The following is a 23,667-nucleotide window of genomic DNA, read 5'->3' on the forward strand; positions in this document are numbered from 1 at the left end:
GAAAATCAGCGCACCGCGGTCGCGGTGATGGAGCGGGCGCCACGGCCGATGGCGACCATGCCGGACTGGACGATCTCGCGGAGCCCGTAGGGCTCCAGCATCCGCAGCAGCGCGTCGAGCTTCTCAGACGTGCCGGTGGCCTCGACGGTGACCGCCTCCGGGGAGACGTCGACGACCTTCGCGCGGAAGAGCTGCACCGTCTCGAGGACCTGGCTGCGCACCGTCGCGTCGGCGCGCACCTTGACGAGCAGGAGCTGCCGCTGGACCGACGCGGCGGGCTCGAGCTCGACGATCTTGATGACGTTGATGAGCTTGTTGAGCTGCTTGGTGACCTGCTCCAGCGGCAGCTCCTCGACCGACACCACGATGGTCATCCGGGAGATGTCCGGGTGCTCGGTGCGGCCGACGGCCAGCGACTCGATGTTGAAGCCGCGCCGCGAGAACAGACCCGCCACACGGGCGAGGACACCGGGCTTGTCCTCGACCAGAACGCTCAGGGTGTGCCTAGTCATCAGGGGTCACTCGTCCTCGTCGAACAGCGGGCGGATGCCACGCGCGGCCATGATCTCGCTGTTGCCGGTGCCGGCGGCCACCATGGGCCACACCTGGGCGTCCTTGCCGACCACGAAGTCGATGACGACCGGCCGGTCGTTGATCTCCATGGCCTGCTGGATGACCGGGTCGACCTGCTCGCGCGACTCCGCGCGCAGGCCGGCGCAGCCGTAGGCCTCGGCGAGCAGCTTGAAGTCGGGGATGCGGTGCTTGTGCGTGCCCAGGTCGGTGCTGGAGTAGCGCTCGCCGTAGAACAGCGTCTGCCACTGCCGGACCATGCCCAGGTTGCCGTTGTTGATGACCGCGACCTTGATCGGGATGCCCTCGATGGCGCAGGTGGCCAGCTCCTGGTTGGTCATCTGGAAGCAGCCGTCGCCGTCGATCGCCCACACCTGGACGTCCGGCACGCCGGCCTTCGCGCCCATCGCGGCGGGCACCGCGTAGCCCATCGTGCCCAGGCCGCCGGAGTTGATCCACGTGCGCGGGCGCTCGTACTTCACGAACTGCGCGGCCCACATCTGGTGCTGGCCGACGCCCGCGGTGAACAGGGTGTCCGGCGGGGTCAGCAGGCCGATCCGCTCGATCACGAACTGCGGGGACAGCGTGCCGTCCTCGGGCCAGTCGTAGCCCAGCGGGAACGTCTCGCGCAGCGCGTCGAGCTGCTCCCACCACGGCGCCAGGTCGACCGTGCGGGCCGAGTTCTCCTTCTCCGCGCGCACCGCGTCGACCAGGTCGCGGATGATCTCCTTGCAGTCGCCCACGATCGGCACGTCCGCGCGGCGGTTCTTCGAGATCTCGGCCGGGTCGATGTCGGCGTGCACGACCTGCGCGTCCGGCGCGAACGTGGACAGCTGGCCGGTGACCCGGTCGTCGAATCGCGCGCCCAGCGCGATCAGCAGGTCCGACTTCTGCATCGCGGCGACCGCGCCGACCGTGCCGTGCATGCCGGGCATGCCCATGTGCTGCGGGTGCGAGTCGGGGAACGCGCCGCGCGCCATCAGCGTGGTCACCACCGGGATGCCGGTGGACTCGGCCAGCTCCAGCAGCTCGGCCGACGCCTCGGCCTTGATCACGCCGCCGCCGACGTACAGGACGGGGCGACGGGCCGCGGCGATCAGCTTCGCGGCCTCGCGCACCTGCTTGCCGTGCGGCCGGGTCGTCGGCCGGTAACCGGGCAGGCGCAGCTCCGGCGGCCAGGAGAACGAGGTCATCTCCTGCAGCACGTCCTTGGGGATGTCCACCAGGACGGGGCCGGGTCGGCCGGTGGCGGCCAGGTGGAACGCCTCGGCGATGGCGCGCGGGATGTCCGCGGCGTCGGTGACGAGGAAGTTGTGCTTGGTGATCGGCATCGTGATGCCGCAGATGTCGGCTTCCTGGAACGCGTCGGTGCCGATCAGCGGGCGGGACTGCTGGCCGGTGATGGCGACCACCGGGACGGAGTCCATGTTGGCGTCCGCGAGGGGCGTGACGAGGTTCGTCGCACCCGGCCCCGAGGTCGCCATGCAGACGCCGACCTTGCCGGTGGCCTGGGCGTACCCGGTGGCGGCGTGGCCCGCGCCCTGCTCGTGGCGGACCAGGATGTGGCGCACCTTGGTGGAGTCGAGGAGGGGGTCGTAGGCAGGCAGGATCGTGCCGCCGGGAATGCCGAAGACCACTTCGCAGCCCACTGCCTCCAGCGAGCGGACGAGGGACTGGGCACCGGTCACGCGGATGGGAGCGCCGCTCGGCGGGGCCGGTTTCGGCCGCGGTCCAGGGCGGGGCGACGACGACTCTCCGGGAGCCGGTCGCGAGGTTGCGCTGGTCATCTGTCTGCCTCGTGGGTAAGGAGAATGCACGGTCCGGGCACGAAAAAACCCTCGCCAACCCGAACGGGTCGCACGAGGGTCGCGCGTCGACGCAAGCTCGAATGCCTAGGCGTCGACGCGCCTGGGAAGTACGAGAACGAGGTTGCGCTGCATGGGGCTGACGTTAACCGTCAAGGAGGTGGAGCGTCAACTGTGCGGGACGGCACTCCCGGATGGTGGAAGCCCGCACGTGCGTGGACGCGGGCCGGAGTCACCCGCTCGGACGATGGGTGGCAGCATCTCGATTCGTGCCGAAAGTCGTGTTCCGCATCCCCACACCGGCCCTGCTCGCGGCCGGGTCCGCGGCCATCTGCGCGACGCCCGTCGCGTGGGGCGTGCCGGGTCTCCAGGTCCTCTACCTGCTGCCGGCGGCGTTCGCGTGGTGGGTGCTGCGCAACCGGACGACCGTGGACGGCGAGCGGATCGTGGCGCGCGGCACGTTCGGCGCGCGCGAGGTGCCGTGGTCGGACGTGAAGGCGATCAAGGTGGTCCCGAAGGGGTGGTTGTCGGCGGTGCTCGCGGACGGCTCGCTCGTCCGGCTGCCCGCCGTGCGCGCCGCGCACCTGCCGGTGTTGTCGCAGGTCAGCGGCGGTCGGGTGGCCGATCCGACGGCCGTGCCAGAGGCCGCGGCGGCCGAGGAGGAGCCCGCCGGGCCTGACCAGGACGAAACGCCGCCGCCCGTAAAGTCCGACGGGTGAGTTCTCGCACACAGTGGGTGCCCGTCCTCAGCCTGGTGCTGTCGCTGGCGGGGCTCGCGGTCTCGGCCTACCTCACGGTCGCGCACTTCAGCGCGGGCGCGCTGCTGTGCGCCGAGGGCGAGGTGATCGACTGCGGCACGGTGACCACCAGCGAGCAGTCGGAACTGTTCGGCATCCCGGTCGCGGTGCTGGGCCTGGTGTTCTTCGCGTTCATGACCGTGGCCTGCCTGCCGTTCGCCTGGCGCAACGAGGCGCTGCACTGGGCGCGGCTGGTGTCCGTCGGCGTCGGCGTGCTGTTCGTGGTGTACCTGGTGGCCGCCGAGTTCCTGCTGATCGGGAAGATCTGCCTGTGGTGCACGGCTGTGCACGTCATCACGCTCGCGCTCGCCGCCGTGCTGGTCGTCGGGGCGTTGCGGCGGAGTAATCTCTGAGGCACCGCTCCCGCTTTCCGCGCCCCACACCCCGCGCGCGTCGTTCGCGATTCTCTTCTTGGCAAAGACCTCTGGAGGAGCCGTGCCACCGCTCCGTTCCCGCACCACCACCCACGGCCGCAACGCCGCGGGCGCACGCGCGCTGTGGCGCGCGACCGGCATGACCGACAGCGATTTCGGCAAGCCGATCGTGGCCATCGCCAACTCCTACACGCAGTTCGTGCCGGGGCACGTGCACCTGCGCGACCTCGGGGACATCGTGGCCGAGGCGATCCGCGAGGCCGGCGGGGTGCCGCGCGAGTTCCACACCATCGCGGTCGACGACGGCATCGCGATGGGCCACGGCGGGATGCTCTACTCCCTGCCGTCGCGGGAGATCATCGCCGACTCCGTCGAGTACATGGTCAACGCGCACCAGGCCGACGCGATCGTGTGCATCTCCAACTGCGACAAGATCACGCCCGGCATGCTCAACGCGGCGATGCGGCTCGACATCCCCGTGGTGTTCGTCTCGGGCGGGCCGATGGAGGCCGGCAAGGCGGTCGTGGTGGACGGCGTCGCCGTCGCGCCGACCGACCTGATCACCGCGATCTCCGCGTCCGCCTCGCCGGACGTGGACGAGGCCGGGTTGGCCGAGGTCGAGCGGTCGGCGTGCCCGACCTGCGGCTCGTGCTCGGGCATGTTCACCGCGAACTCGATGAACTGCCTCACCGAGGCGCTGGGCCTCGCGCTGCCGGGCAACGGCTCCACGCTGGCCACGCACGCCGCGCGCCGCGAGCTGTTCGCCGAGGCCGGCCGCACGGTCGTGGAGCTGTGCAAGCGGTACTACGAGCAGGACGACGAGTCGGTGCTGCCGCGCTCGATCGCGAACCGCAAGGCGTTCGAGAACGCCATGGCGCTGGACATGGCGATGGGCGGCTCCACGAACACCGTGCTGCACATCCTCGCCGCCGCGCGCGAGGGCGAGATCGACTTCACGCTGGCCGACATCGACGCGCTGAGCCGCCGCGTGCCGTGCCTGTCGAAGGTGTCGCCGAACTCGGACTACCACATGGAGGACGTGCACCGGGCGGGCGGCATCCCGGCCCTGCTCGGCGAGCTGTGGCGGGCCGGCCTGCTCAACGAGGACGTGCACACCGTGCACAGCCCGGACCTGGCGTCGTGGCTGGGCGAGTGGGACGTGCGGGCCCCGTCGCCGTCGCCGCGGGCCGTCGAGCTGTTCCACGCGGCGCCGGGCGGTGTGCGCACGACGCAGGCGTTCTCCACGTCCAACCGGTGGTCGAAGCTGGACACGGACGCGGCGGGCGGCTGCATCCGCGACGTCGAGCACGCGTACACCAAGGACGGCGGCCTGGCCGTGCTGCGGGGCAACCTGGCCGAGCGCGGCGCGATCATCAAGGCGGCGGGCATCGACGAGGAGCTGTGGCACTTCGAGGGGCCGGCGCGCGTGGTCGAGTCCCAGGAGGAGGCCGTCTCGGCGATCCTGAAGAAGGAGATCCAGCCCGGTGACGTGCTCGTGGTCCGCTACGAGGGCCCCGCGGGCGGGCCGGGCATGCAGGAGATGCTGCACCCGACCGCGTTCCTGAAGGGCGCGGGCCTCGGCCGCAAGTGCGCGTTGATCACCGACGGCCGGTTCTCCGGCGGCACGTCGGGCCTGGCGATCGGCCACGTCTCGCCGGAGGCGGCGGGCGGCGGCGTGATCGGCCTGGTCCAGGACGGCGACCGAATCCTGATCGACGTCCACGAGCGGCGGCTGGAGCTGCTGGTGGACGAGACCACGCTGGCCGAGCGGCGGGCCAAGGTGGAGGCGTCGGAGCGGCCGTGGCAGCCGGTCGACCGGGTCCGCCCGGTGACCGCGGCGCTGCGCGCCTACGCCCGGATGGCGACGGACGCATCCACGGGCGCGGTGCGGGACGTGAACAAGTAGGTGCGGGAAAACCCGGCCGGACATCCTTCACCGGCCGGGTTTTCGCTGGTCGACGGCCTAGCCGAGCAGCCGGACCGCGGCCAGGGCGGCGAGGAACACCGCCCACCCGGCCAGCGGCCCGACGACGGGTCTTCGCGCCCTGGTGGCCACCAACCCGCCCACGACCAGGCCCGCGAGCAACCCGACGGGCGGCAGCAGCGAGCGCGCGGTGAGGCCGATCGGGAACGCGACCAGGTAGACCACCGGCACCCCGACCACCACGAGCGCGAGCTGCAAGCCCGCCACCACGACCCGCTGGTCCACTACCGGAAGACGTAGAGCGTGGCCGCGGTGGCGCCGGCCGCGATCACCAGGCAGATGAAACCGGACAGCAGCGGGTGGCGGAACCAGCTGCGGTTGTAGTCCAGGGCGGCCCGGCCGGGGCCGGCGAACAGCGTCGCGAACGCCATCGCCGCGTACACCGCCTCCAGCTCGACGCCGTTGGGCGCGAAGAAGCCGCCCCGGTACTTCAGGGCGATGACGTTCGCCATCACGCCGAGCACACCGGCCGCCGCGAGCGGCGTGAACAGGCCGAAGATGAGCAGGGCACCACCGCCGAGCTCGGTGATGCCGGTGACCCAGGCCAGGATCCGGGCCTCGCGGAACCCGGTGGACTGGAGGTACTGGGCGAACCCGTCGATGCCCGGCCCGCCGAACAGGCCGAACACCTTCTGCAGGCCGTGCATGACGAACGCGCCGCCCAGCGCCAGCCGCAGCACCAGCAGGCCGATGTCGGCACTGGCGCTCCAGCCGAACTGCTTGCGCTCGTCCTCGTCCTCGAACGTGTCGTAGTGGGAAGCGGGCTTGTCCTCCAAGTCCGCGATCGGCGTGTAGCCGGAGGCGTCGAAGCCCTTGGTGTCCTTGCCGAACGCGTCGCCGTCGATCGTCCGCGTGCCGTCGTCGAAGTGGTGAACTCCTCCGCCAACGCCACTCGTCGAGTAGAACCCGTCGTCGGAGTAGCCGCCAGATGTCCTCGAGCGGTCGTCGTGAGTAGCCACGCACCCGCACGTTAGGAGGTTCGGACGACGTCCGCGAGCGTCCGTTCAGCCGACCGAATTCACCCGAATGGGCTAATAGTCGCCCTTGACCAGGTTCCGCGGCCGCTCGCCGCGGGCGAACCGGTCGACCTCGGCGGCCACCACGGCGTACGCGCGCTCGGCGTGGCCCGTGCAGCTGCCGGCCACGTGCGGCGTGAGGAACAGGCCCGGCGCGGTCCACAGTGGATGGTCCGACGGCAGCGGCTCCGGGTCGGTCACGTCCAGCGCCGCGCGCAGCCGCCCCGAGGACAGCTCGGCCATCAACGCGCCGGTGTCGACCACCGCGCCGCGCGCCGCGTTGACCAGGATCGCGCCGTCCTTCATCCGGGAGAGGAACTTCGCGTCCACCATCCCGGTGGTCTCCTCGGTCAGCGGCACCACGACCAGCACCGCGTCGAACCGGCCGAGCAGGTCGGGCAGCTCGTCCACGCCGTGCACGCCGGGCCGGGCGGTGCGGCCGACCAGGGTCGCGGTCGCGTCGAACGGCTCCAGCCTGCGCCGGAACTGCTCGCCGAGGTCGCCCGCGCCGACCACGAGCACCTCCTTGCCCTGCAACGTCTCCGTGAGGTGGTAGTCCCAGCGGCGTTCCTGCCTGGCCCGCTCGAACACCGGGAAGTCCCGGTAGATCGCGAGCAGCGCGCCGATCGCCCACTCCGCCGTGCTGCCGCCGTGCGCGCCGCGGCACGTCGACAGCATCACACCATCGGGTACGACGCCGATGAACCGCTCGGCGCCCGCCGACAGCAGCTGCACCAGCTTCAGCGCCGGCAGCTGGCCGAACACGTCGCGCGGGTCCGTGCCCAGCAGGAACTTCGGCACCAGGACCTCCGCGTGGGCGGCCTCGGCGGGCAGCGGCTGCCCCGGCTCGTAGCGGACGGGCCGCACGCCCTCCACGTCGGACAGCACGCGGACACCCAGGTCGTCGGGGACCAGCACGGTGAGGCTCACGGGACCGCACGTTACGGCACACTTGCCGCCATGCGGGAGCACGACGTCTTCTCCGCGGACGGCACGCGGATCAGGTTGTGGCGCACCGACGCGGACGGGCCGGACGTGCTGCTCAGCCACGGCCTCGGCGCCGTGCCGACGGCGTGGCCGGAGCTGCCGTCGGCCCGCGTGCACGGCTGGTACCACCGCGGCACCCTCGACTCGGACCGGCCGGCCGACCCGTCCCGCGTCGAGCTGGCCGACCACGTCGCCGACGCGCTGGCCGTGCTGGACGACGGCGGCGTCGAGCGGTGCGTGGTGATGGGCTGGTCGATGGGCGTGACGGTGGCCGCCGCGCTGGCGTTGCGGCACCCGGACCGGGTGAGCGGCCTGCTGCTGGTCACGGGCGCGCCGGGCGACACGTTCGCGAGCGTGTTCGGCATCCCCGGCGTGCCGGAGCCGGTGCGGCGGCTGCTCGGCGTGGGCGGGCTGACGGCGTTGAAGGCCGCCGCGCCCCTGCTGGACGCCGTGCTGCACCGCGTGCCGGTGCCGGACGTCGGCGGGCCGCTGCTCGGGTCGCTGCGCCGCTACCTCCGGCACGACTGGGGCTGGTACCTCACCCTCGCGCTGGCGCTGGGCCGCACGCCCCGGCTCGACCTGACCGGCGTGACGTGCCCCACAACGGTGCTGGCGGGCCGGTACGACTTCCTGGCCTCGGCCGACGGCGTGCTCGGCCCCGTCGCCGCCCTGCCGCAGGCCAGGGTGCGGGTGCTGCCGAACACGCACTTCCTCCCGCTGGAGGACCCGCGGGTGGTGGCGGAGGAGCTGGAGCTCCTGCTCGACCGGGCCGACGCCGTGCGCCGGGCCGTGCACGAGGACGTGGAAGGGCCGCTCACCTCGCGTTCACGGCCACGCGCTTAACCTGGGTCTCGTGTCGCGACTGCGTGGAGTGCTGATCGGTTCGGCCCTCGGCCTGCTGGCCGCGGGCTGCGCGAGCTTCCCCGAGCAGCCGGGACCGGCCGGGTGGAGCGCGGCCCAGCAGTTGACGCCGCAGGCCGGGCCGGTGCCCGAGCTGCCCGGCGAGCTGCCGAAGGGTCCCGTCGGCGGCCAGCAGCCCGGTCAGCAGCCGACGCCCGTGCCACCGCCGCAGGGCTGCAAGGACTTCAACCCCGCCGTGGTCGGCACGTGCCTGAACCCGATCTCCGGCGTGGCGCTGACCGACGTCAACCAGACCACCGGCGCGGTGACGGCGCTGGCCACCGAGCGCACCACCGGGCGGCTGCTCAAGGTGACCAAGGACGTCGACCCGGTCGAGGTGGCGAAGCTCGAGGTGGACGCGGCGGGCGACGGCGGGCTCACCGGGCTCACGCTGTCGCCGACGTACGCCGAGGACCAGTTGGTCTTCGTGTACGTGACCACCGCGACCGACAACCGGGTGCTGCGGATCGCGCCGGGCGACGTGCCCAAGCCCGTGCTGACCGGCATCCCGAAGGGCCCGACCGGCAACCGGGGCGTGCTCGCCTACGACCGCACCGGCGCGTTGCTGGTGGCCACGGGCAACGCGGGCAACCCCGGCGCGGCGGCCGACCCGAACTCGCTGGCCGGGAAGGTGCTGCGGATCGACGCCACGGGCCAGCCCGCGCGCGGCAACCCGACGGCGGGCTCCCGGGTGCTGGCGAGCGGCCTGAAGTCGCCCGGCGGGCTGTGCGTGTCCGGCGACGGCACGAAGGCGTGGGTGACCGACGCGGGCGCGACCGCCGACCTGCTGTACCGGGTCGAGCCGGGCAAGGCGCTGGGCGACCCGGCGTGGTCGTGGCCCGAGCGCCCGGGCGTCGCCGGCTGCGCGTCGTTCTCGAACGCCGTGATGGTGGCCGCGAGCGCCACCCCGGGCGTGCTCAACCTGCCGATGAACCCGGACGGCAGCTTCACCGGCAAGCCCGAGGCGAGCATGCACGGCGAGGACGGCTTCGGCCGCCTCGGTCCGCTGCTGATGCTGGACGACACGACCGCGCTGGCCGGCACGGTGAACAAGAACCAGGGCGGCGCGCCGGTCTCCAGCGACGACCGCGTGGTGATCATCGTGCGCCAGGGCGGCCCCGTCGGCGGCAAGGACTGACGTCCGGGCCTCGCGGTGCGGTGGCGTGTCGCAGCGCGGTCAGGGCCTCACGGTCCGGTGGCGTATCGCGGTCCGGCCAAGGCCTCGCGGTGCGGTGGCGTGTCGCGGTCCGGTCGGGTGTCGCGGTCCGGTCCGGTGTCGCAGCGCGGGTCAGGTGTCGCAGCGCGGTCAGGGGGCCGTGGTGCGGTAGATGGCGTCCGCCACCTGCGCGTACAGGCCCTTCGGGTGGTCGCGGAACAGCGGTTCGGTGCCGAACAGCACCGCCCGCGCGCCCCGCGGCGACGTGCCCGCGACGACCGCCGCCTGCCCGGCCGCGTCACGGCTGCCCCCCGAGCCGTCCGGGCGGGCCGCCCAGTGCCCGGCGACGAGCGCCTGGTACCGCTGCCGCGCGCTCACGCCCGCCCCGAGGTCGGTGAACCAGTACGGCGCGTAGACGAACGAGTGGCCCACCGCGCCCGCCTCGTCCACCACCGAGACGACGCCGTTCGCGTCCTCCCGGCCCGCGACCGCGCGCACCGGCAGCACCCCGGCGTCGGCGTTGAACCGCACACCCGTCGCGCCGCGCGTCACCACGCCGCCGCGCGCCAGGAACCCGTCCACCGCCGCCCTGGCCGGTGCGCCGAGCTGGTCGTACCGCAACCCCGACGACACGAGCAGCACGTCGACACCGGACAGGTCGAACCCCTGCTCCAGCACCGCCGTCGACACCGGCCGGATGTCGAAGCCCATGTCCCGCAACGCCTTCAGCTCGTCGGCCGCGACCGCGCCCGCCACCACGGGACGCCGCAGCGGCGCACCGCCCGGCGCCGCCGCCGTGAACCGCGCCCCGTACCGGTCCGACACCTCCTCGGCCGCCGACCGCGCCGACGCGGGCACCACGATCGTGCCGTCGTCCTGCCTGCGCAGCCCGACACCCCGCGCGAGCAGGTCGTTCACCGCCGCCACGTCCTTGCCGTCGGCCAGCACGAGCGCCAGGTCGCTGCCCTCGGGCGCCCGCAGCGAGCCCGAGGGCGACGCCGCCGACACCTCCCGCCCGCGCACGTCCAGCGGCCCGTCCCGCACGACGTCCACCGACGCGCCCCACAGCAGCCGGTGGCTCCAGCCGCTGATGTCGTACATGACCGGCACGGTGGCGGAGATGTCCCGGCCCGCCTCCAGCATCACGTTCGCCAGCGCCCGTTTCGGCTGGTGCAGGTCCACCACGTAGGACCCGGCCGGGTAGGAGCGCTCACCCAGCGTGAACGGTCGGTCGGCGCGCTTCACCCGGACGTCGTGCGCCACCAGGTGGTCGACCAGCCGTGCGGCGGCCTGCCCGGACCGCTGCCCGTCACCCACCGGTATGACGTACCCGCGCGGGAACTCCGTGGTGTAGCGATCTTCGGAGCCGAAGCCGGGCACGAAGCCGTCCGGCACGGCCCGCTGCGGCTCGCCCGCCAGGCCGCGGCGGAACATCTCGATCTGGTTGTCCACCATGGCGGACCGGTGTTCGTTCACGTACGTGAGCGCGCTGCGGATCGTCGCCTCGACGACGTCCGTGTTGATGGCCGAACGCCGCCGCAACTCCGTCACCGGCTGGGTCGTGTAGTCGCCCCGGTTCACGCGCATGGGGATCTCGATCGTGTAGGACACCGCGCCGTGGTACATCGAGTACTGCGCGGTGTAGATCGGCGCCCAGCCGTCCCACACGCCCGGCTCGTAGTCGCGGAACGGGATCTCCGGCGAGGCCGCCTCGGGGTGGCCGAGCGCCTGGACCGCGTCCTCCATCCGCAGGCCGCCCGCGTAGCCGTGCCCGATGTAGAGGTCGAAGTCGTAGTTCTGGCCGTGCGGCGGCGTGGTCGGCTCGATCAGCGTGTTGGCCACGTAGCCGTGCTCGTCGAGCACCAGCAGGGGCTGGATGCGCTTGACGACGTCCCGCATCGCCCGCGACTCCGGCTGCGACGAGGTGACGAAGTCGCGGTTGAGGTCGAACCCGGTCGCGTTGGCGCGCGTGCCGGCCACCCGGCCGTCCGGGTTCGCGGTCAGGTTCACGTAGACCCGGTGGCGGCGCAGGAAGTCACCGGCGGCCGGGTCGGAGGCGAGGTCCTCGATCACGCGCAGCGCGCCGTCGGTGCCCTCCCACTCGTCGCCGTGGATGTTGGCGTTGATCCACACCGGGGCCTTGTAGCCGGTGCGGAGGAAGATGTCGCGGGCGGCGCGGGTCGGGTCGTTCTCGATCCGGTCGCGCCACGCGTCCTGCCTTCGGGTCTCCGCCGGCGTCTCCGGCGCGGTGAGCGTGACCAGGTAGAGGTCGCGGCCCAGCGTGGAGCGGCCGACGACCTCGACGGACACCCGGTCGCTGCGCCGTTGCAGGTCGTTGAGGCGCGGCGCGAGCGCGTGGTACGGCGCGAGGCCCAGCTTGATCGCCCGGTCGGCCTGGTCCTCCGGGTACGCGCGGAGCAGCGTGCGGCGCGGGTAGCCGGGGTTGGCGTCGGGCCGGTTGTCGCCGCGCGCGGTGGCGTGCAGCGGCGGGTCGACGGCGGCGACCTGGTTGCGCTCGGGCCCGTTGCCCGGCTCGTGCGCCCGGCCGGCATCGGGCGCGGCGGTCGCGGGGGTGGTCATCGTGGCCAGCAACAGCACCGTGAGCGTCAACCAGCGCACCGGGCCCCCTAGGGGTGATCGCCGAGGAACTCCTCCACCCTGACTAGTGGGTGCGGGTGATCCAGGTCAACCGGTCGAATGGCTGGTCAGCCGCGCTACCCCGAACCGAGGCACACGAACGGGCGACGCAGCGGGTCGACCGCGACCGCCTCGGCCAGCGCGACCGCGGGCGACGCGCCGCCCGCGAGGTTGCGGTGGAAGTCGGCCATCGCCGCCGCCGAGGGCTGGTCGCCGACCCGGCTGGACGCGGCGATCACCGTCCGCGCGCCGCCTGCCAGCAACGCGCCCGCGAACCCGAGCGGCTCGTCGCCGGGCCGCACCCGGTTGAGCGCCAGCTCGCACGCGGCCAGCACGACCTGGTGCGGCGGGCGGCGCACCCGGCCGACCTCGTGCGCGAACATCGCGCCGTCCACCAGCTCCAGCCGGGAGAACAGCGCGTTCTCCGGCTCGTGCTCGCCGTGCGCGGCGATGTGCGCCAGCTCGACCCCGTCCAACGCCTCCAGCACCGCGCCGACCTTGGCCTCGTCGACGCCGAGCAGCTTCGCGTCGCCGTGGTAGCCCGCGAGCCGGTCGATCTCGCCCTGCGCGGCCTGCAAGCCGGGACCGCGCACCAGCAGCACGCCCTCGACGTGGTCGCGCTCCTGGCGGATCGCCGACACCCACGCGGTGGCCGACGGGACCGCCGTCGTCGGCCGGTTCACGCAGGTGGGCAGCACGCCCCACGGCACCACGTACAGCGCGCCGGTCGGCACCACGACCAGCGACCGGTCGCCGATCATCGGCGCCAGCGGGCCGAGCAGCAGCCGGTCCAGCTTCTCCGCCTCACGGCGCGCGGACGCCGAGATGACCTCGACCAACGGCGGCGGCAGGTGGTCGGGCGCGAGCGCGTTGAGGTCGGCGTGCAGGCGGCGCGCGCCCTCGGTGGCGTCGGCGGCCGACCCGAGGCGCACCATGCGCACGCGGGCGCCCGCGAACACCACGGCGATCAGCTCGTCGCCGGACACCGCGAAGCTCACCATCGCCCGCCCGTCCAGCCGGGACAGCACCTCCTCGGGCGTGACGACGGGGCGCGGCGTGCCCCACGGGCTGGCGCTCCAGCCCATCCGGGTGGCGGCGCGCTGGCTCGCCTTGAGCCGCGACTCCAGCTCACCGGTCGGCAGGCCGTCCAGCCGGGCCCGCAGCAGGGCCCGGCTCAGCGTGCGCACCTCGGCGATCCGCTCGCCCAGCTCGGAGTCCACAGTGGACACGGCCGGGTCGTACCGGTACAGCTGCGCCCTGGTGCGCTCCAGCCAGGTGAACAGGCGCTTGGCGTTGGCCGCCGAGTCCGTGCCGCCCAGCACCAGGCGCACGGCGAGTTCGCCCAGCTCACGGCCGTGCACGGCGGTGCCGGACACCAGCTCCAGCCCGCCGAGCCGGTCCCGCATCCGGCCCAGCTCGGCCAGCCCCGCCTTGGCCTGCGCCAGCGCCACCCGCTGGTTGCCGCGGGCCAGCGCCAGCTCCGCCCGGCACAGCCGCAGCAGCATCCGGTGGTCGATCGGCGTGATCCGGCGCGTCTTGGGCACGCTGCGCAGCAGGTCGGCGCCGCGGTCCGGGTCGCCGCGCCGGATCTCCAGCCGTGCGGCCAGCACCAGCGCGAACGCCGACTGGTCGTGCAGCTTCAACGCGGACAGCTCGGCGGACAGCTCGACCGCCCGGCGCACCACCCCGGCGACCGGGCGCCGGGAGCCGAGCGCGCGGACCACGTCCACCCGCAACGCGATCAGCCCCGCCACCGCCGCCCACGCCGGGCTGCCGCGCCGGACCAGCTTGCGCTGCGCCGAGGTCGCCATCCGCCGGGCCAGGACGAGGTCCCCGTCCTGCAACGCCGCCGCCGCGCGGAACAGCTCGGCCTCGGCGACGTCCTGCCCGATGCGCTGGCGGCGCAGCTCCGGCAGCACCTCGTCCAGCAGCCGGCCCGCCTCGTCGGCCAGGCCGACGCTGATCATCGCCTCGGCCTGGTCGATGCGCAGGCGCAGCAGCAGGCCGGGTTCGAGGTCCTGGAACGCCCGGTTGGCCTCGTGGTAGTGGCGCAGGGCGGCCGGGATGTCGCCGGCGCGCTGCACGGCGTTGCCCAGCGCGTGCTTGGCGATCGCGGCGCGCAGGGGCAGGCCGTGCGCGTCGGCGAGCTCGACCGCGCGGTCGAGGTCGCGGGCGGCCTTGTCGTAGCGGTGCACCTCGCCGTGCGCGTTGCCCCGGTTGGACAGGGCCAGCGCGAGCAGGTCGACGGCTTCGGGGTCGGCGTGCTCGGGCAGGCGCCGTGCGCTGCGCTCGATCTCGCGGTCGAGCTGGGCGATGCCCTCGTCGATGCGGCCGACCCGGCACAGCAGGGCCGCGCGGTTGAGGTTGACCAGGGTCGACAGGTGGGCGCGCAGCTCCTCGTCCCGCAGCCCGGCGAGCTCGGCGTCGACGCCGGCGAGCTGGGTGAGGCCGTCGTCGACCTTGCCCGTCTCGGCCAGGCAGAACGCCAGCGTGTTGAGCAGCCGGGTGCGGACCTCGAGGCGTTCCTGCGGGTCGATCCCGGGCACCTCCAGCAGCGCCAGACCCCTCCGCATCTGCCGGATGGCGGACGGGTGGCGGTCGGCGGTGGCCGCGTCCAGCGCGCGGCGGTGCAACTGCCGGGCCCGTCTGACGGCGTGATCCGGTCCGGAGGAGCCACGCGTTTCGCCAGGCACGCTCATATGAGATCACAAGCGGCAGAGGAATGCCGCCGACCTGTGGCCGGCGGCATTCAGCGTGACGTCACCGTGATTGTCGGCGACCCGTATTACTTCGTCTGGGTGACGGCCGCCGGCTCGTCGGTGGTCGGCTTGTACGGGCCACCGTTCGTCTCCGGGTCACCGGTCGGCTTGTAGGGGCCGCCCATCGGCTTGACGAGCCGCTCGACCTCGGGGTCGTCGGTGGTCGGCTTGTACGGGCCGCCGGTCGGCTCCAGCCCACCGATGTCGACCAGGTCCGTGGTGCTCTGATCGGTGTCGACGGCCCCGTCGACGACGTCGCCCTCGATGGCGTCGATCTCGGCGACGAGCTTCGGGTCAGTGCGGGTCATGACGTTGCCTCCCCTACAACGGGACCCCCTGATCGGGGGATCCTCGGCGGCTGATCCAGGTCGTTTCGGTGGCCCCCCGGCCCTGCCGAACGGCCCAAGCCTTACACAGATGGACGCACCTGGGGAGGTGGAAATTTACCGAGAGCGACCAACGTGTCGATCTTGAGCTTCGCTGACCAGCACGGGAGGGGCCGTTCGGAAAGTGTTACCACTCGAATGGAGGAATGTGTTAACAGGCTGCAGGCACCCAGGGTCCGCAATAAGGCGCGTCCACCCGGTCCGTCCGACGTGGAATCACACCCGGGTCATTTCCGGTTCGGACACGGGCCGTCCCGAAATGGTGACGAACAGTGTCCGAGTAGGACGAATCCCGAATGGACCGCTCCCGCGTGGACCCATCCCCCGCGGACGCGAAAACGGCGGTGGGGCGGCGCCGCGACCGCGACACCGACCCACCGCCGAACCGACCCCTACGAACAGCGGGCGATGATCAGCTCGCGCACGCGCTTCGCGTCCGCCTGACCCTTCGTCGCCTTCATCACCGCGCCGACGATCGCGCCGGCCGCCGCCACCTTGCCGTCGCGGATCTTCGCCGCCACGTCCGGCTGCGCCGCCAGCGCCTCGTCCACCGCCTTCTCCAGCGCGGAGTCGTCCGAGACGACCTTCAGGCCGCGCGCCTCGACGACGGCCTCGGGCTCGCCCTCGCCGTCCAGCACGCCCGTGACGACCTCGCGCGCGAGCTTGTTGGTCAGCTCACCGGCGTTCACCAGCGCGATGACCCGCGCGATCTGCGCCGGCGTGATGCCGAGCTCGGCCAGCTCGACGCCGCGGGCGTTGGCCTCCTTGGTCAGGTAGGCCACCCACCACGACCGGGCCTCGGCGGGCGTCGCGCCCGCCTCCACCGTGGCCGCCACCAGGTCCACCGCGCCCGCGTTGACCAGGTCGCGCAGCTCGGCGTCGGTCAGCGACCACTCCTGCTGCACGCGCTTGCGGCGCTCCCACGGCAGCTCCGGCAGCGTGCCGCGCAGCTCCTCCACCCACTCGCGCGAGGGCGCGATGGGCACCAGGTCGGGCTCCGGGAAGTACCGGTAGTCCTCCGCGGTCTCCTTCGTGCGGCCCGACGAGGTGGACCCCGTCGACTCGTCGAAGTGCCTGGTCTCCTGCGTGATCGTGCCGCCGGCCGCCAGCAGCGCCGCCTGGCGGGTCATCTCGAACCGCACCGCCCGCTCGACGCTGCGCAGCGAGTTCACGTTCTTGGTCTCGGTGCGCGTGCCGAACTCGGTCGCGTCCTTGGCCATCAGCGACACGTTCGCGTCGCAGCGCAGCGAACCCTGGTCCATCCGCACGTCCGACACGTCGAGCGCCTTCAACAGGTCGCGCAACGCGGTGACGTAGGCGCGCGCCACCTCGGGCGCGCGCTCGCCGGTGCCCGTGATCGGCTTGGTGACGATCTCGATCAGCGGCACGCCGGCGCGGTTGTAGTCCAGCAGCGAGTGCTCCGCGCCGTGGATGCGGCCGTCCGAGCCGCCGACGTGCAGCGACTTGCCGGTGTCCTCCTCCATGTGCGCGCGCTCGATCTCGACCCGGAACAGCGAGCCGTCGTCCAGCGTCACGTCCAGGAAGCCGTTGAACGCGATCGGCTCGTCGTACTGCGAGGTCTGGAAGTTCTTCGGCATGTCCGGGTAGAAGTAGTTCTTCCGGGCGAACCGGCACCACTCGGCGATCTCGCAGTTGAGCGCCAGCCCGATCCGGATCGCCGACTCCACCGCCGTGCCGTTGACCGCGGGCAGCGCGCCGGGCATGCCCAGGCAGACCGGGCAGACCTGCGTGTTCGGCTCGCCGCCGAAGACGTTCGCGCAGCCGCAGAACATCTTGGTGTTGGTGTGCAGCTCGACGTGCACCTCCAACCCCAGCACCGGGTCGAAGCGCTCGATGACCTCGGCGTAGTCCATCAGCTCGTGCACCGACGTCATGCCTTCCCGTCCTTCCGCAGACCCCGCACGGCCAGCGCCGCGCCCGTGATCGCCACCAGGATGCTCGCCGCCGCGTTGGCCAGGGCGAGCTTGTCGTTCTTGCCGCGAGCCGCCTTCAACGTGGAGAACGCGCTGGTCGCCGCGCCCGCGGCGCCGACGAGGGCCAGCACCGTACGGGCCCGCTTCACCGCACACCCGCCAACTGCGGCACGCCGCTGATCACCGTCGCGCCCAGCGCCGCGTCCCGAGCCACCTCGTACGCCGCCGCCACCCGGTACATCCGGTGGTCCTGCAACGCGGGCGCCATGATCTGCAGGCCCACCGGCAGGCCGTCCTCGTCGGACAGTCCGCTCGGGACGCTCATCGCGGCGTTGCCGGCCAGGTTCGCCGGGATCGTGCACAGGTCGGCCTTGTACATCGCCATCGGGTCGCCGGTGCGCTCGCCGATCGGGAACGCGGTGGTCGGCGTGGTCGGCGAGACCAGCACGTCCACGGTGGCGAACGCGGCCTCGAAGTCGCGGCTGATCAGCGTGCGCACCTTCTGCGCCGAGCCGTAGTAGGCGTCGTAGTAGCCCGACGACAGCGCGTACGTGCCGATCATGATGCGCCGCTTCACCTCGGGGCCGAAACCGGCCTCGCGGGTCAGCGACATGACCTCCTCGGCGCTGCGGGTGCCGTCGTCGCCCACGCGGATGCCGTAGCGCATCGCGTCGAAGCGGGCCAGGTTGGACGACGCCTCGCTCGGCGCGATCAGGTAGTACGCGGGCAGCGCGTAGTCGAAGCTCGGGCACGAGACCTCGACGACCTCCGCGCCGAGCTGCTTGAGCTGCGCCACGGCCGCCTCGAAGCTGCGCAGCACGCCGGGCTGGTAGCCCTCGCCGCTGAACTGCGTGACCACGCCGACGCGCACGCCGGACAGGTCGCCGTTCGCGCCCTCGCGCGCGGCGGCCACCACGGGCGGGACGGGTGCGTTGATCGAGGTGGAGTCCATCGGGTCGTACCCGGCGATGACCTCGTGCAGCAGGGCCGCGTCCAGCACCGTGCGGGCGCACGGCCCGGCCTGGTCCAGCGAGGACGAGAACGCCACCAGCCCGTACCGGGACACACCGCCGTAGGTGGGCTTCACGCCGACCGTGCCGGTGACCGCGCCGGGCTGGCGGATCGAGCCGCCGGTGTCCGTGCCGATCGACAGCGGCGCCTGGAACGCGGCCAGCGCCGCCGCCGAGCCGCCGCCCGAGCCACCCGGGATGCGGTCCAGGTCCCACGGGTTGCGGGTCGGGCCGTACGCGGAGTTCTCGGTGGAGGAGCCCATCGCGAACTCGTCCATGTTGGTCTTGCCGAGGATCACCACGCCGGCTTCCTTCAGCCTGCGCGTGACCGTGGCGTCGTAGGGCGGGACCCAGCCTTCGAGGATCTTCGAGCCGACCGTGGTCGGCACGCCCTCGGTGGTGAGCACGTCCTTGAGCGCGATCGGCACGCCCGCCAGCGGACCGACGTGCGCGCCGGCGGCGATGTCGTCGTCGACCTTGCGGGCGGCCTCGAGCGCGCCCTCGGTGTCGACGTGCAGGAACGCGTTGACCGCGCCGTCGACCTCGGCGATCCGGTCGAGGTGCGCCTGGGCGACCTCCACCGCGGAGACCTCGCGGCTCGCGATCTTGGCCGCGAGCTCGGCGGCGGTGCTGCGGATCAGACTGTTCATGATTCCGCCTCCGCGCGGAAGATAACGTCGGCGGTCATGCTTCCTCCCCCAGGATGCGGGGCACGCGGAAGCGTCCGTCCTCGGCGGCGGGGGCGCCCGCGAGCGCCTGCTGCTGACCGAGGCTGGGACGCACCACGTCCTCGCGGAACACGTTGGTCAGCGGAACGGCGTGCGAAGTGGGCGGGATGTCCGCGGTGGCGATGTCGCCCACCGTGGCCACCGACTGCAGGATCACGTCGAGCTGGCCGGCGAACAGGTCCAGCTCGTCGTCGGTGACGGCGAGCCTCGCCAAGCGGGCCAGGTGCGCGACCTCGTCGCGGGAGATGCTGGGCACCTCGTCAACCCCCGTGGGTCGGTTTTTCGGATTTGGGACCTGCCGAGTCTATTGGCTGGTCAGGCCGACCTCCGACCGGGTTACCCGCGCTCGCGCGCGTGGGTGCGCGATTTTACCCGCGCGCAACGCGCCTGGTGGGTCGGAAAGCGAAGCTGCGTCTGCGAGAATCATCGACCGGCGAGTTTCCACCTCGATGCTCCACCACAGCCTTTGGAGGCGTGCACCGTGTCCTTCCTGATCCGGGTCCAGCTCCCGGACCGTCCCGGCACCCTGGGCGCGGTCGCCTCCGCGCTCGGCGAGATCGGGGCCGACATCCTCAGCGTGGACGTGGTGGAGCGCGGGGCGGGCCTGGCCATCGACGACCTGGTGGTCGAGCTGCCGTCCGGGCGGCTGCCCGACGTGCTGATCACGGCCGCGGAGTCCATCGAAGGCGTCGAGGTGGACGCGGTCCGGCCGTACGCCGGCGTGCTGGACACCCACCGCGAGCTGGAGCTGGTGGAGGAGGTCGCCGAGGACCCCCGCAACGGGCTCGCGGTGTTCACCGAGGGCGTGCCGAAGATCATCCGCGCGGGGTGGGCGGTGGTCGTGTCGTGGGACGGCGGCGCCGTGCACCGCCTGACCTCCTCCTCGGCCGCTCCGGAGACCAAGCTGCAGACCCCGCCGTGGCTGCCCCTGGCCCGTGCCACCGTCCTGGACGGCGAGGACTCGTGGGTGCCGGAGACGTGGCAGGAACTGGGCACCGAGCTGGCCGCCACCCCGCTGGGCAAGCCGGACCGCGTCCTGCTGGTGGGCCGCCCGGGCGGCCCGATGTTCCGCGCCGCCGAAGTCGCCCGCCTGGCGCACCTGGCCGGCATCGTCTCCGTCGTCCTCCCCGACTGACCCGCGCCGGTCGAACGCTCAGGACCCCCGAGTTCCACGTCCGGTGAATTCGGCGGTCCTGGAGGTTCGCCACGCGGGCGGTCAGTCCTGGCGGCCCGTGGTGGCGATGGTGACGCCCAGGCCGATCATGGCCAGGCCCCCGGCGCCGCCCACCAGGGCCAGCCGGCGGGGTGAGCGGGCGAACCACGTCCGGGCGGTGGCGGCGGCGAGGCCCCAGACGCTGTCGGACGCCACCGCGATGAGGTTGAACACCAGCCCGAGCAGCAGCATCTGGGCGACGACGTGGCCTTGCGCGCGGTCGACGAACTGCGGCAGCACGGCGGCGAAGAACACGATCGTCTTGGGATTCGCCACGCCGACCGCGAAGCCCTCCCACAACGTGCGCAGCCCGCCCCGCGCCGGACCGCCGGCGGTGAACGTCGCGTGCAGCGACGCGCGCTGCCGCACCGCCTTCACCCCCAGGTAGACCAGGTACGCGGCGCCGGCCAGCTTCAACGTCATGAACACGACCGCCGACCGCTCGACGATCGCCCCGACGCCGAACGCGACGGCCACGACCAGGGCGTAGGCGCCGAGCGTGTTCCCCAGGACCGTGATCAACGCGGCCCGGCGACCCTGCGCCAACGCCCGCCCGACCACGAACAGGACGCTGGGCCCCGGTATCACGATCAGCAGGAACGACATGGCCGCGAAGGCGAGAAGCCGGTCGGTGGACACCATGGCGCAACGAAACCACGGCACGCGACCGCGCTACCAGTGGTTTTCCCGCCTCAGAGAGCCAGCTCCACCAGCTGCGCGTTGTCCGCGGCCGGCGTGCCGTCACGCGAGGTGAGCGTGTCCTCGAGGCCGATCCGGGTGTCCAGCCCGCGCGTCACCGCGTAGTCCAGCACCGGCCACGCGCTGTCGTCCTCGCCGTGCAGCAGGATCGGCGCCCCGAGCGGCCCCAGCAGGTCGAGCAGCCGTGCCGCGTCCTCCGGGGTCTCCCCCGGCTGCACCTCCGCCAGCACCCGCACCGTCCCCGGCGGCACGCCGACCTCCAGCAACGTCCGCGCCGCCTCGACGTGGAACACGCCCAGCTCGATGCCGATGCCCGCGTCGTGCAACGCCTCCGCGACGGCGAGCCACCCGTCCTCGTGGACGTTGACCGACGCGAAGTCCGGACGTCCCGCCGCCAGCCCCGCCCACCCGCGCACCAGCTCCGCCCGCCGCACGGGGTCCGGCACGATCCACGCGCCGGTCGTCACGCCGATCTCCGCGTGCGGCACCAGGGACCGCACCACGGACACCGAAGTGGCGACCTCCGGGCCGGCCAGCACCTCCAAGCCCACCACGTCGCGCGGGTGCACGTGGAAGGACGTCACGCCCAGCTCGCCGCACGCCGCGGCGTCGGCCGCCAGCTGCTGCGGCGTGATCGGCACACTAGGGTGGCTGCCCGGCTCCCGGGCGCCGTTCAGACAGGCCTGGAGCACGAAACCCACCGAACCACAAGGTGTTGGATACCGCCATGCCGACGCTGACCTCAGCCCTGCTGCGCCACCACGCGGGCGCCAAGTCGTACTGGCGCGGGCTGACCTACCGGGACGCCGTGGTCGAGCTGGCCGTGCGCTCGCGGCACGTGGAAGGCGTCGTGGTCGGCGCGGCCGAGTACCGGGTGACGCTCCAGTGGGACGACACCCGCCTGGCCGGCGCGTGCACTTGCCCGTACGGGTCGCAGGGCTTCTTCTGCAAGCACTGCGTCGCGGTCGGCCTGGTGCTGCTGGAACGGGGCCTGACCGTGCCGCCGCCGGACGCGGAGGACGAGGAGCTGCGCGTCCGCCTCGCCGAGCTCGACCACGCGACGCTGGTGGAACTGCTCTACGACCGGGCCGCGCGGGACCGCTCGCTGCGCGACGAGATCATGCGAGTTCGAGGCTGAACCCGAGCGCGGTCACGTCCACGCCGGGCACCGGCCGCCAGTCGCGATCGGGACGTCGTTGGAAACCGAGCCGCTGGTAGAGGCGGTGCGCCGTGGTCATGTGCTCGGAGCTGCTCATCACCAGCCGGTGTGCGCCGAGCTCGCGCGCCCGCACGATCACCGCGCGCACCAGCGCTTCGCCGACGCCACGGCCCCGTGCCGACGGGCTGACCGCGAGCATCCGGAACTCCACTTCGCCGTCCTTGCTGACCTCGGCGTAGGGGGTGCCGGGCCGGACCACCGTGACGGTGCCGAGCACGGTGTTCTCGACGTCCACCGCCACCAGCAGTTCCGCCTCGCGGGCACGGGTGCGCGTATCGACCAGCGTGTCGGCGTACCCGCCGGTGTGGCTGTCGATGTGGCGGTCGGCCTGGTAGGCGGCCACGGTGATCGCACCCGCCGCCGCCCACTCGTCTTCCCTGGCGGGCCTCACCACGATGTCGGCCATCTGGTTCCCTTCCACGTCATCGGACAGTCCCCGATTGTCGTCCAGACAACTGCCCCGACACGGTGCGATCAAGATTCCGGCCCGATGTCGTCCGCGGCACCTGCCTTTGGCCGCAAGACTGCGGGTCGCGATGATGGGGCGATGAGCCTTCCCGGTGCGATCGAACTGCCCGACGGCGCTCTCGTGCGCGGTCGGGGCTTGCGGAACCCCACACCTGAGGGCACGCCCGACTACGGCCTGTACTTGGGATCGCCTCGGATGCGACGCGCGGTGATGGCCCGCGTGGACGCTCCTTCGTGGAAGCACGAGTGGGTCGAGTGGCCGGACTTCCGGCTGCCGAAGGCACCGGCGGACGCCGTCGTGCTGATCAGGGACCTGCACGCACGGGCCGTCGCCGGTGCGCGGGTCGAGGTGGCGTGCGGCGGCGGGGTCGGGCGGACGGGCACCGTGATCGCGTGCCTGGCCGTGCTGGCGGGCGTCCCGTCGGGTGACGCGGTGGCGTGGGCGCGGACCAACTACAACCGGCGTGCGGTGGAAACGCCGTGGCAGAAGCGGTGGGTCGCACGCTTCCCGAATGTGACGTCGGCGGGTTAACCGCTTGGCGGCCGTTCTCGCCGGGCTGTGTTGGTGGGCGACATCCCTGACACCTCACCGAGGAGGACGCTCGCGCGAGCTGTCATGCCCTTGCGGGGGGTGGAGGGTTGGAGGGTTGGCAGAGCGGGACCCGTTGGCCGAGCAGGACCCGTTGATCGGGTTGCGGCGCGGTGGGCGGACTGTGCCGCGGTGGGCGGGCTGCGCCGCGGCGGGCGGGTTTCGCTGGACGGCGAGGCGCAGAAGTGAGGTGCTGCGGGCGACGTTGGCCGGAAGCACGGGCTGGAGGGAGTTCCGGGAGACGACCACCGTCTGTCTGGAGCGGCCGGCTGCTTGGAGTGGCTGGCTGCCTGGAGCGGTCAGTTGCTTGGAGTGGCCGGCTGCTTGGAGTGGCTGGCTGCCTGGAGTGGCTGGCTGCTTGGAGTGGCCGGCCGGGTTGGGTTGGGGCGGGGGTTGGTGGGATGGGGCGCGGGTTGGTTGCCGGCCTCGTTGTTTC

General features: G+C 72.7%; 23 protein-coding genes. 8 read left to right on the forward strand and 15 right to left on the reverse strand.

What is annotated here, in order from left to right; all coding sequences use genetic code 11:
* Positions 1–5 precede the first annotated feature (5 nt).
* On the reverse strand, positions 6–512 hold the full coding sequence (ilvN, locus tag ABTZ99_RS00450) for an acetolactate synthase small subunit (protein ID WP_077009444.1): 507 nt from the start codon (positions 510–512) through the stop codon (positions 6–8).
* 6 nt (positions 513–518) lie between these two features.
* Positions 519–2,357, reverse strand: a complete 1,839-nt coding sequence (locus tag ABTZ99_RS00455) for an acetolactate synthase large subunit (RefSeq protein ID WP_498774817.1) — start codon at positions 2,355–2,357, stop codon at positions 519–521.
* Positions 2,358–2,644: 287 nt separating this feature from the next.
* Between ABTZ99_RS00455 and ABTZ99_RS00460 the strand changes: the two genes are divergently transcribed.
* The 3 genes from ABTZ99_RS00460 to ilvD all read left to right on the forward strand — a co-directional run bounded on the left by ABTZ99_RS00460 (position 2,645) and on the right by ilvD (position 5,452).
* Positions 2,645–3,094 (forward strand): PH domain-containing protein, encoded by a 450-nt coding sequence (locus tag ABTZ99_RS00460; RefSeq protein ID WP_499607002.1) that lies wholly within the window; start codon positions 2,645–2,647, stop codon positions 3,092–3,094.
* A complete protein-coding gene (locus ABTZ99_RS00465; RefSeq protein ID WP_498774821.1) occupies positions 3,091–3,525 on the forward strand; it encodes a vitamin K epoxide reductase family protein in 435 nt (144 codons plus the stop codon). The genes ABTZ99_RS00460 and ABTZ99_RS00465 overlap by 4 nt, the downstream gene beginning before the upstream one ends.
* Before the next feature lie 82 nt (positions 3,526–3,607).
* A complete protein-coding gene (gene ilvD, locus ABTZ99_RS00470) occupies positions 3,608–5,452 on the forward strand; it encodes a dihydroxy-acid dehydratase (RefSeq protein ID WP_498774823.1) in 1,845 nt (614 codons plus the stop codon).
* Between the two features lie 57 nt (positions 5,453–5,509).
* On the opposite strand, the gene ABTZ99_RS00475 is transcribed toward ilvD, so the two are convergent.
* From ABTZ99_RS00475 to ABTZ99_RS00485, 3 genes are all read right to left on the reverse strand, one after another.
* Positions 5,510–5,755 carry a hypothetical protein gene (locus ABTZ99_RS00475; RefSeq protein WP_498774825.1) on the reverse strand — a complete coding sequence of 82 codons (246 nt, stop codon included), beginning with the start codon at positions 5,753–5,755 and terminating at the stop codon, positions 5,510–5,512.
* The gene (locus tag ABTZ99_RS00480) at positions 5,755–6,489 is read right to left on the reverse strand and encodes a DoxX family protein (RefSeq protein ID WP_498774827.1); all 735 of its coding nucleotides are present in this window, start codon (positions 6,487–6,489) and stop codon (positions 5,755–5,757) included. The genes ABTZ99_RS00475 and ABTZ99_RS00480 overlap by 1 nt, the downstream gene beginning before the upstream one ends.
* A 72-nt stretch (positions 6,490–6,561) precedes the next feature.
* Positions 6,562–7,476, reverse strand: a complete 915-nt coding sequence (locus ABTZ99_RS00485; RefSeq protein ID WP_499607008.1) for a 2-hydroxyacid dehydrogenase — start codon at positions 7,474–7,476, stop codon at positions 6,562–6,564.
* 30 nt (positions 7,477–7,506) lie between these two features.
* Here ABTZ99_RS00485 and ABTZ99_RS00490 point away from each other — a divergent pair, with 30 nt between their 5' ends.
* Together ABTZ99_RS00490 and ABTZ99_RS00495 are read left to right on the forward strand one after the other, a co-directional pair.
* The gene (locus ABTZ99_RS00490; RefSeq protein ID WP_499607010.1) at positions 7,507–8,376 is read left to right on the forward strand and encodes an alpha/beta fold hydrolase; all 870 of its coding nucleotides are present in this window, start codon (positions 7,507–7,509) and stop codon (positions 8,374–8,376) included.
* 10 nt (positions 8,377–8,386) lie between these two features.
* Positions 8,387–9,571 carry a PQQ-dependent sugar dehydrogenase gene (locus tag ABTZ99_RS00495; protein ID WP_498774833.1) on the forward strand — a complete coding sequence of 395 codons (1,185 nt, stop codon included), beginning with the start codon at positions 8,387–8,389 and terminating at the stop codon, positions 9,569–9,571.
* A 168-nt stretch (positions 9,572–9,739) separates the two neighbouring features.
* On the opposite strand, the gene ABTZ99_RS00500 is transcribed toward ABTZ99_RS00495, so the two are convergent.
* The 7 genes from ABTZ99_RS00500 to gatC all read right to left on the reverse strand — a co-directional run bounded on the left by ABTZ99_RS00500 (position 9,740) and on the right by gatC (position 19,299).
* Positions 9,740–12,208, reverse strand: a complete 2,469-nt coding sequence (locus tag ABTZ99_RS00500) for a M14 family zinc carboxypeptidase (RefSeq protein ID WP_499607012.1) — start codon at positions 12,206–12,208, stop codon at positions 9,740–9,742.
* Between the two features lie 95 nt (positions 12,209–12,303).
* Positions 12,304–14,799: a CHAT domain-containing protein gene (locus tag ABTZ99_RS00505; RefSeq protein WP_499607015.1), complete on the reverse strand. Its 2,496-nt coding sequence runs from the start codon at positions 14,797–14,799 to the stop codon at positions 12,304–12,306.
* 212 nt (positions 14,800–15,011) lie between these two features.
* Positions 15,012–15,293 carry a hypothetical protein gene (locus tag ABTZ99_RS00510; protein WP_499607018.1) on the reverse strand — a complete coding sequence of 94 codons (282 nt, stop codon included), beginning with the start codon at positions 15,291–15,293 and terminating at the stop codon, positions 15,012–15,014.
* Positions 15,294–15,763: 470 nt separating this feature from the next.
* Positions 15,764–17,266, reverse strand: coding sequence for an Asp-tRNA(Asn)/Glu-tRNA(Gln) amidotransferase subunit GatB (gatB, locus tag ABTZ99_RS00515; protein WP_498774841.1), 1,503 nt, complete (start codon positions 17,264–17,266; stop codon positions 15,764–15,766).
* Positions 17,263–17,454, reverse strand: a complete 192-nt coding sequence (locus ABTZ99_RS00520; protein WP_498774843.1) for a hypothetical protein — start codon at positions 17,452–17,454, stop codon at positions 17,263–17,265. Before ABTZ99_RS00520 ends, gatB begins: the two co-directional genes overlap by 4 nt.
* Positions 17,451–18,965 carry an Asp-tRNA(Asn)/Glu-tRNA(Gln) amidotransferase subunit GatA gene (gatA, locus tag ABTZ99_RS00525; protein ID WP_498774845.1) on the reverse strand — a complete coding sequence of 505 codons (1,515 nt, stop codon included), beginning with the start codon at positions 18,963–18,965 and terminating at the stop codon, positions 17,451–17,453. The genes ABTZ99_RS00520 and gatA overlap by 4 nt, the downstream gene beginning before the upstream one ends.
* Positions 18,966–18,999: 34 nt before the next feature.
* A complete protein-coding gene (gene gatC / locus ABTZ99_RS00530; RefSeq protein ID WP_015104569.1) occupies positions 19,000–19,299 on the reverse strand; it encodes an Asp-tRNA(Asn)/Glu-tRNA(Gln) amidotransferase subunit GatC in 300 nt (99 codons plus the stop codon).
* 225 nt (positions 19,300–19,524) lie between these two features.
* Between gatC and ABTZ99_RS00535 the strand changes: the two genes are divergently transcribed.
* Positions 19,525–20,178, forward strand: coding sequence for an ACT domain-containing protein (locus ABTZ99_RS00535; protein ID WP_498774847.1), 654 nt, complete (start codon positions 19,525–19,527; stop codon positions 20,176–20,178).
* An 81-nt stretch (positions 20,179–20,259) separates the two neighbouring features.
* Here ABTZ99_RS00535 and ABTZ99_RS00540 read toward each other — a convergent pair whose 3' ends face one another.
* Both ABTZ99_RS00540 and ABTZ99_RS00545 read right to left on the reverse strand, forming a co-directional pair.
* Positions 20,260–20,898: a LysE family translocator gene (locus ABTZ99_RS00540; protein WP_499607024.1), complete on the reverse strand. Its 639-nt coding sequence runs from the start codon at positions 20,896–20,898 to the stop codon at positions 20,260–20,262.
* 50 nt (positions 20,899–20,948) lie between these two features.
* Positions 20,949–21,656 carry a 3-keto-5-aminohexanoate cleavage protein gene (locus ABTZ99_RS00545; RefSeq protein ID WP_498774851.1) on the reverse strand — a complete coding sequence of 236 codons (708 nt, stop codon included), beginning with the start codon at positions 21,654–21,656 and terminating at the stop codon, positions 20,949–20,951.
* 26 nt (positions 21,657–21,682) lie between these two features.
* On the opposite strand from ABTZ99_RS00545, the gene ABTZ99_RS00550 reads away from it, so the two are divergent.
* Complete coding sequence (locus ABTZ99_RS00550; RefSeq protein WP_498774853.1) at positions 21,683–22,093, forward strand: SWIM zinc finger family protein; 411 nt, start codon at positions 21,683–21,685, stop codon at positions 22,091–22,093.
* Here ABTZ99_RS00550 and ABTZ99_RS00555 read toward each other — a convergent pair.
* Positions 22,074–22,580, reverse strand: coding sequence for a GNAT family N-acetyltransferase (locus tag ABTZ99_RS00555; protein WP_498775214.1), 507 nt, complete (start codon positions 22,578–22,580; stop codon positions 22,074–22,076). The genes ABTZ99_RS00550 and ABTZ99_RS00555 overlap by 20 nt on opposite strands.
* A gap of 141 nt (positions 22,581–22,721) precedes the next feature.
* On the opposite strand from ABTZ99_RS00555, the gene ABTZ99_RS00560 reads away from it, so the two are divergent.
* Positions 22,722–23,174, forward strand: a complete 453-nt coding sequence (locus tag ABTZ99_RS00560) for a phosphatase domain-containing protein (RefSeq protein WP_498774855.1) — start codon at positions 22,722–22,724, stop codon at positions 23,172–23,174.
* Positions 23,175–23,667: the final 493 nt, after the last annotated feature.

Origin of the sequence: Actinosynnema sp. NPDC002837, assembly GCF_040295345.1 — a bacterium.
Classification (GTDB): Bacteria; Actinomycetota; Actinomycetes; order Mycobacteriales; family Pseudonocardiaceae; genus Actinosynnema.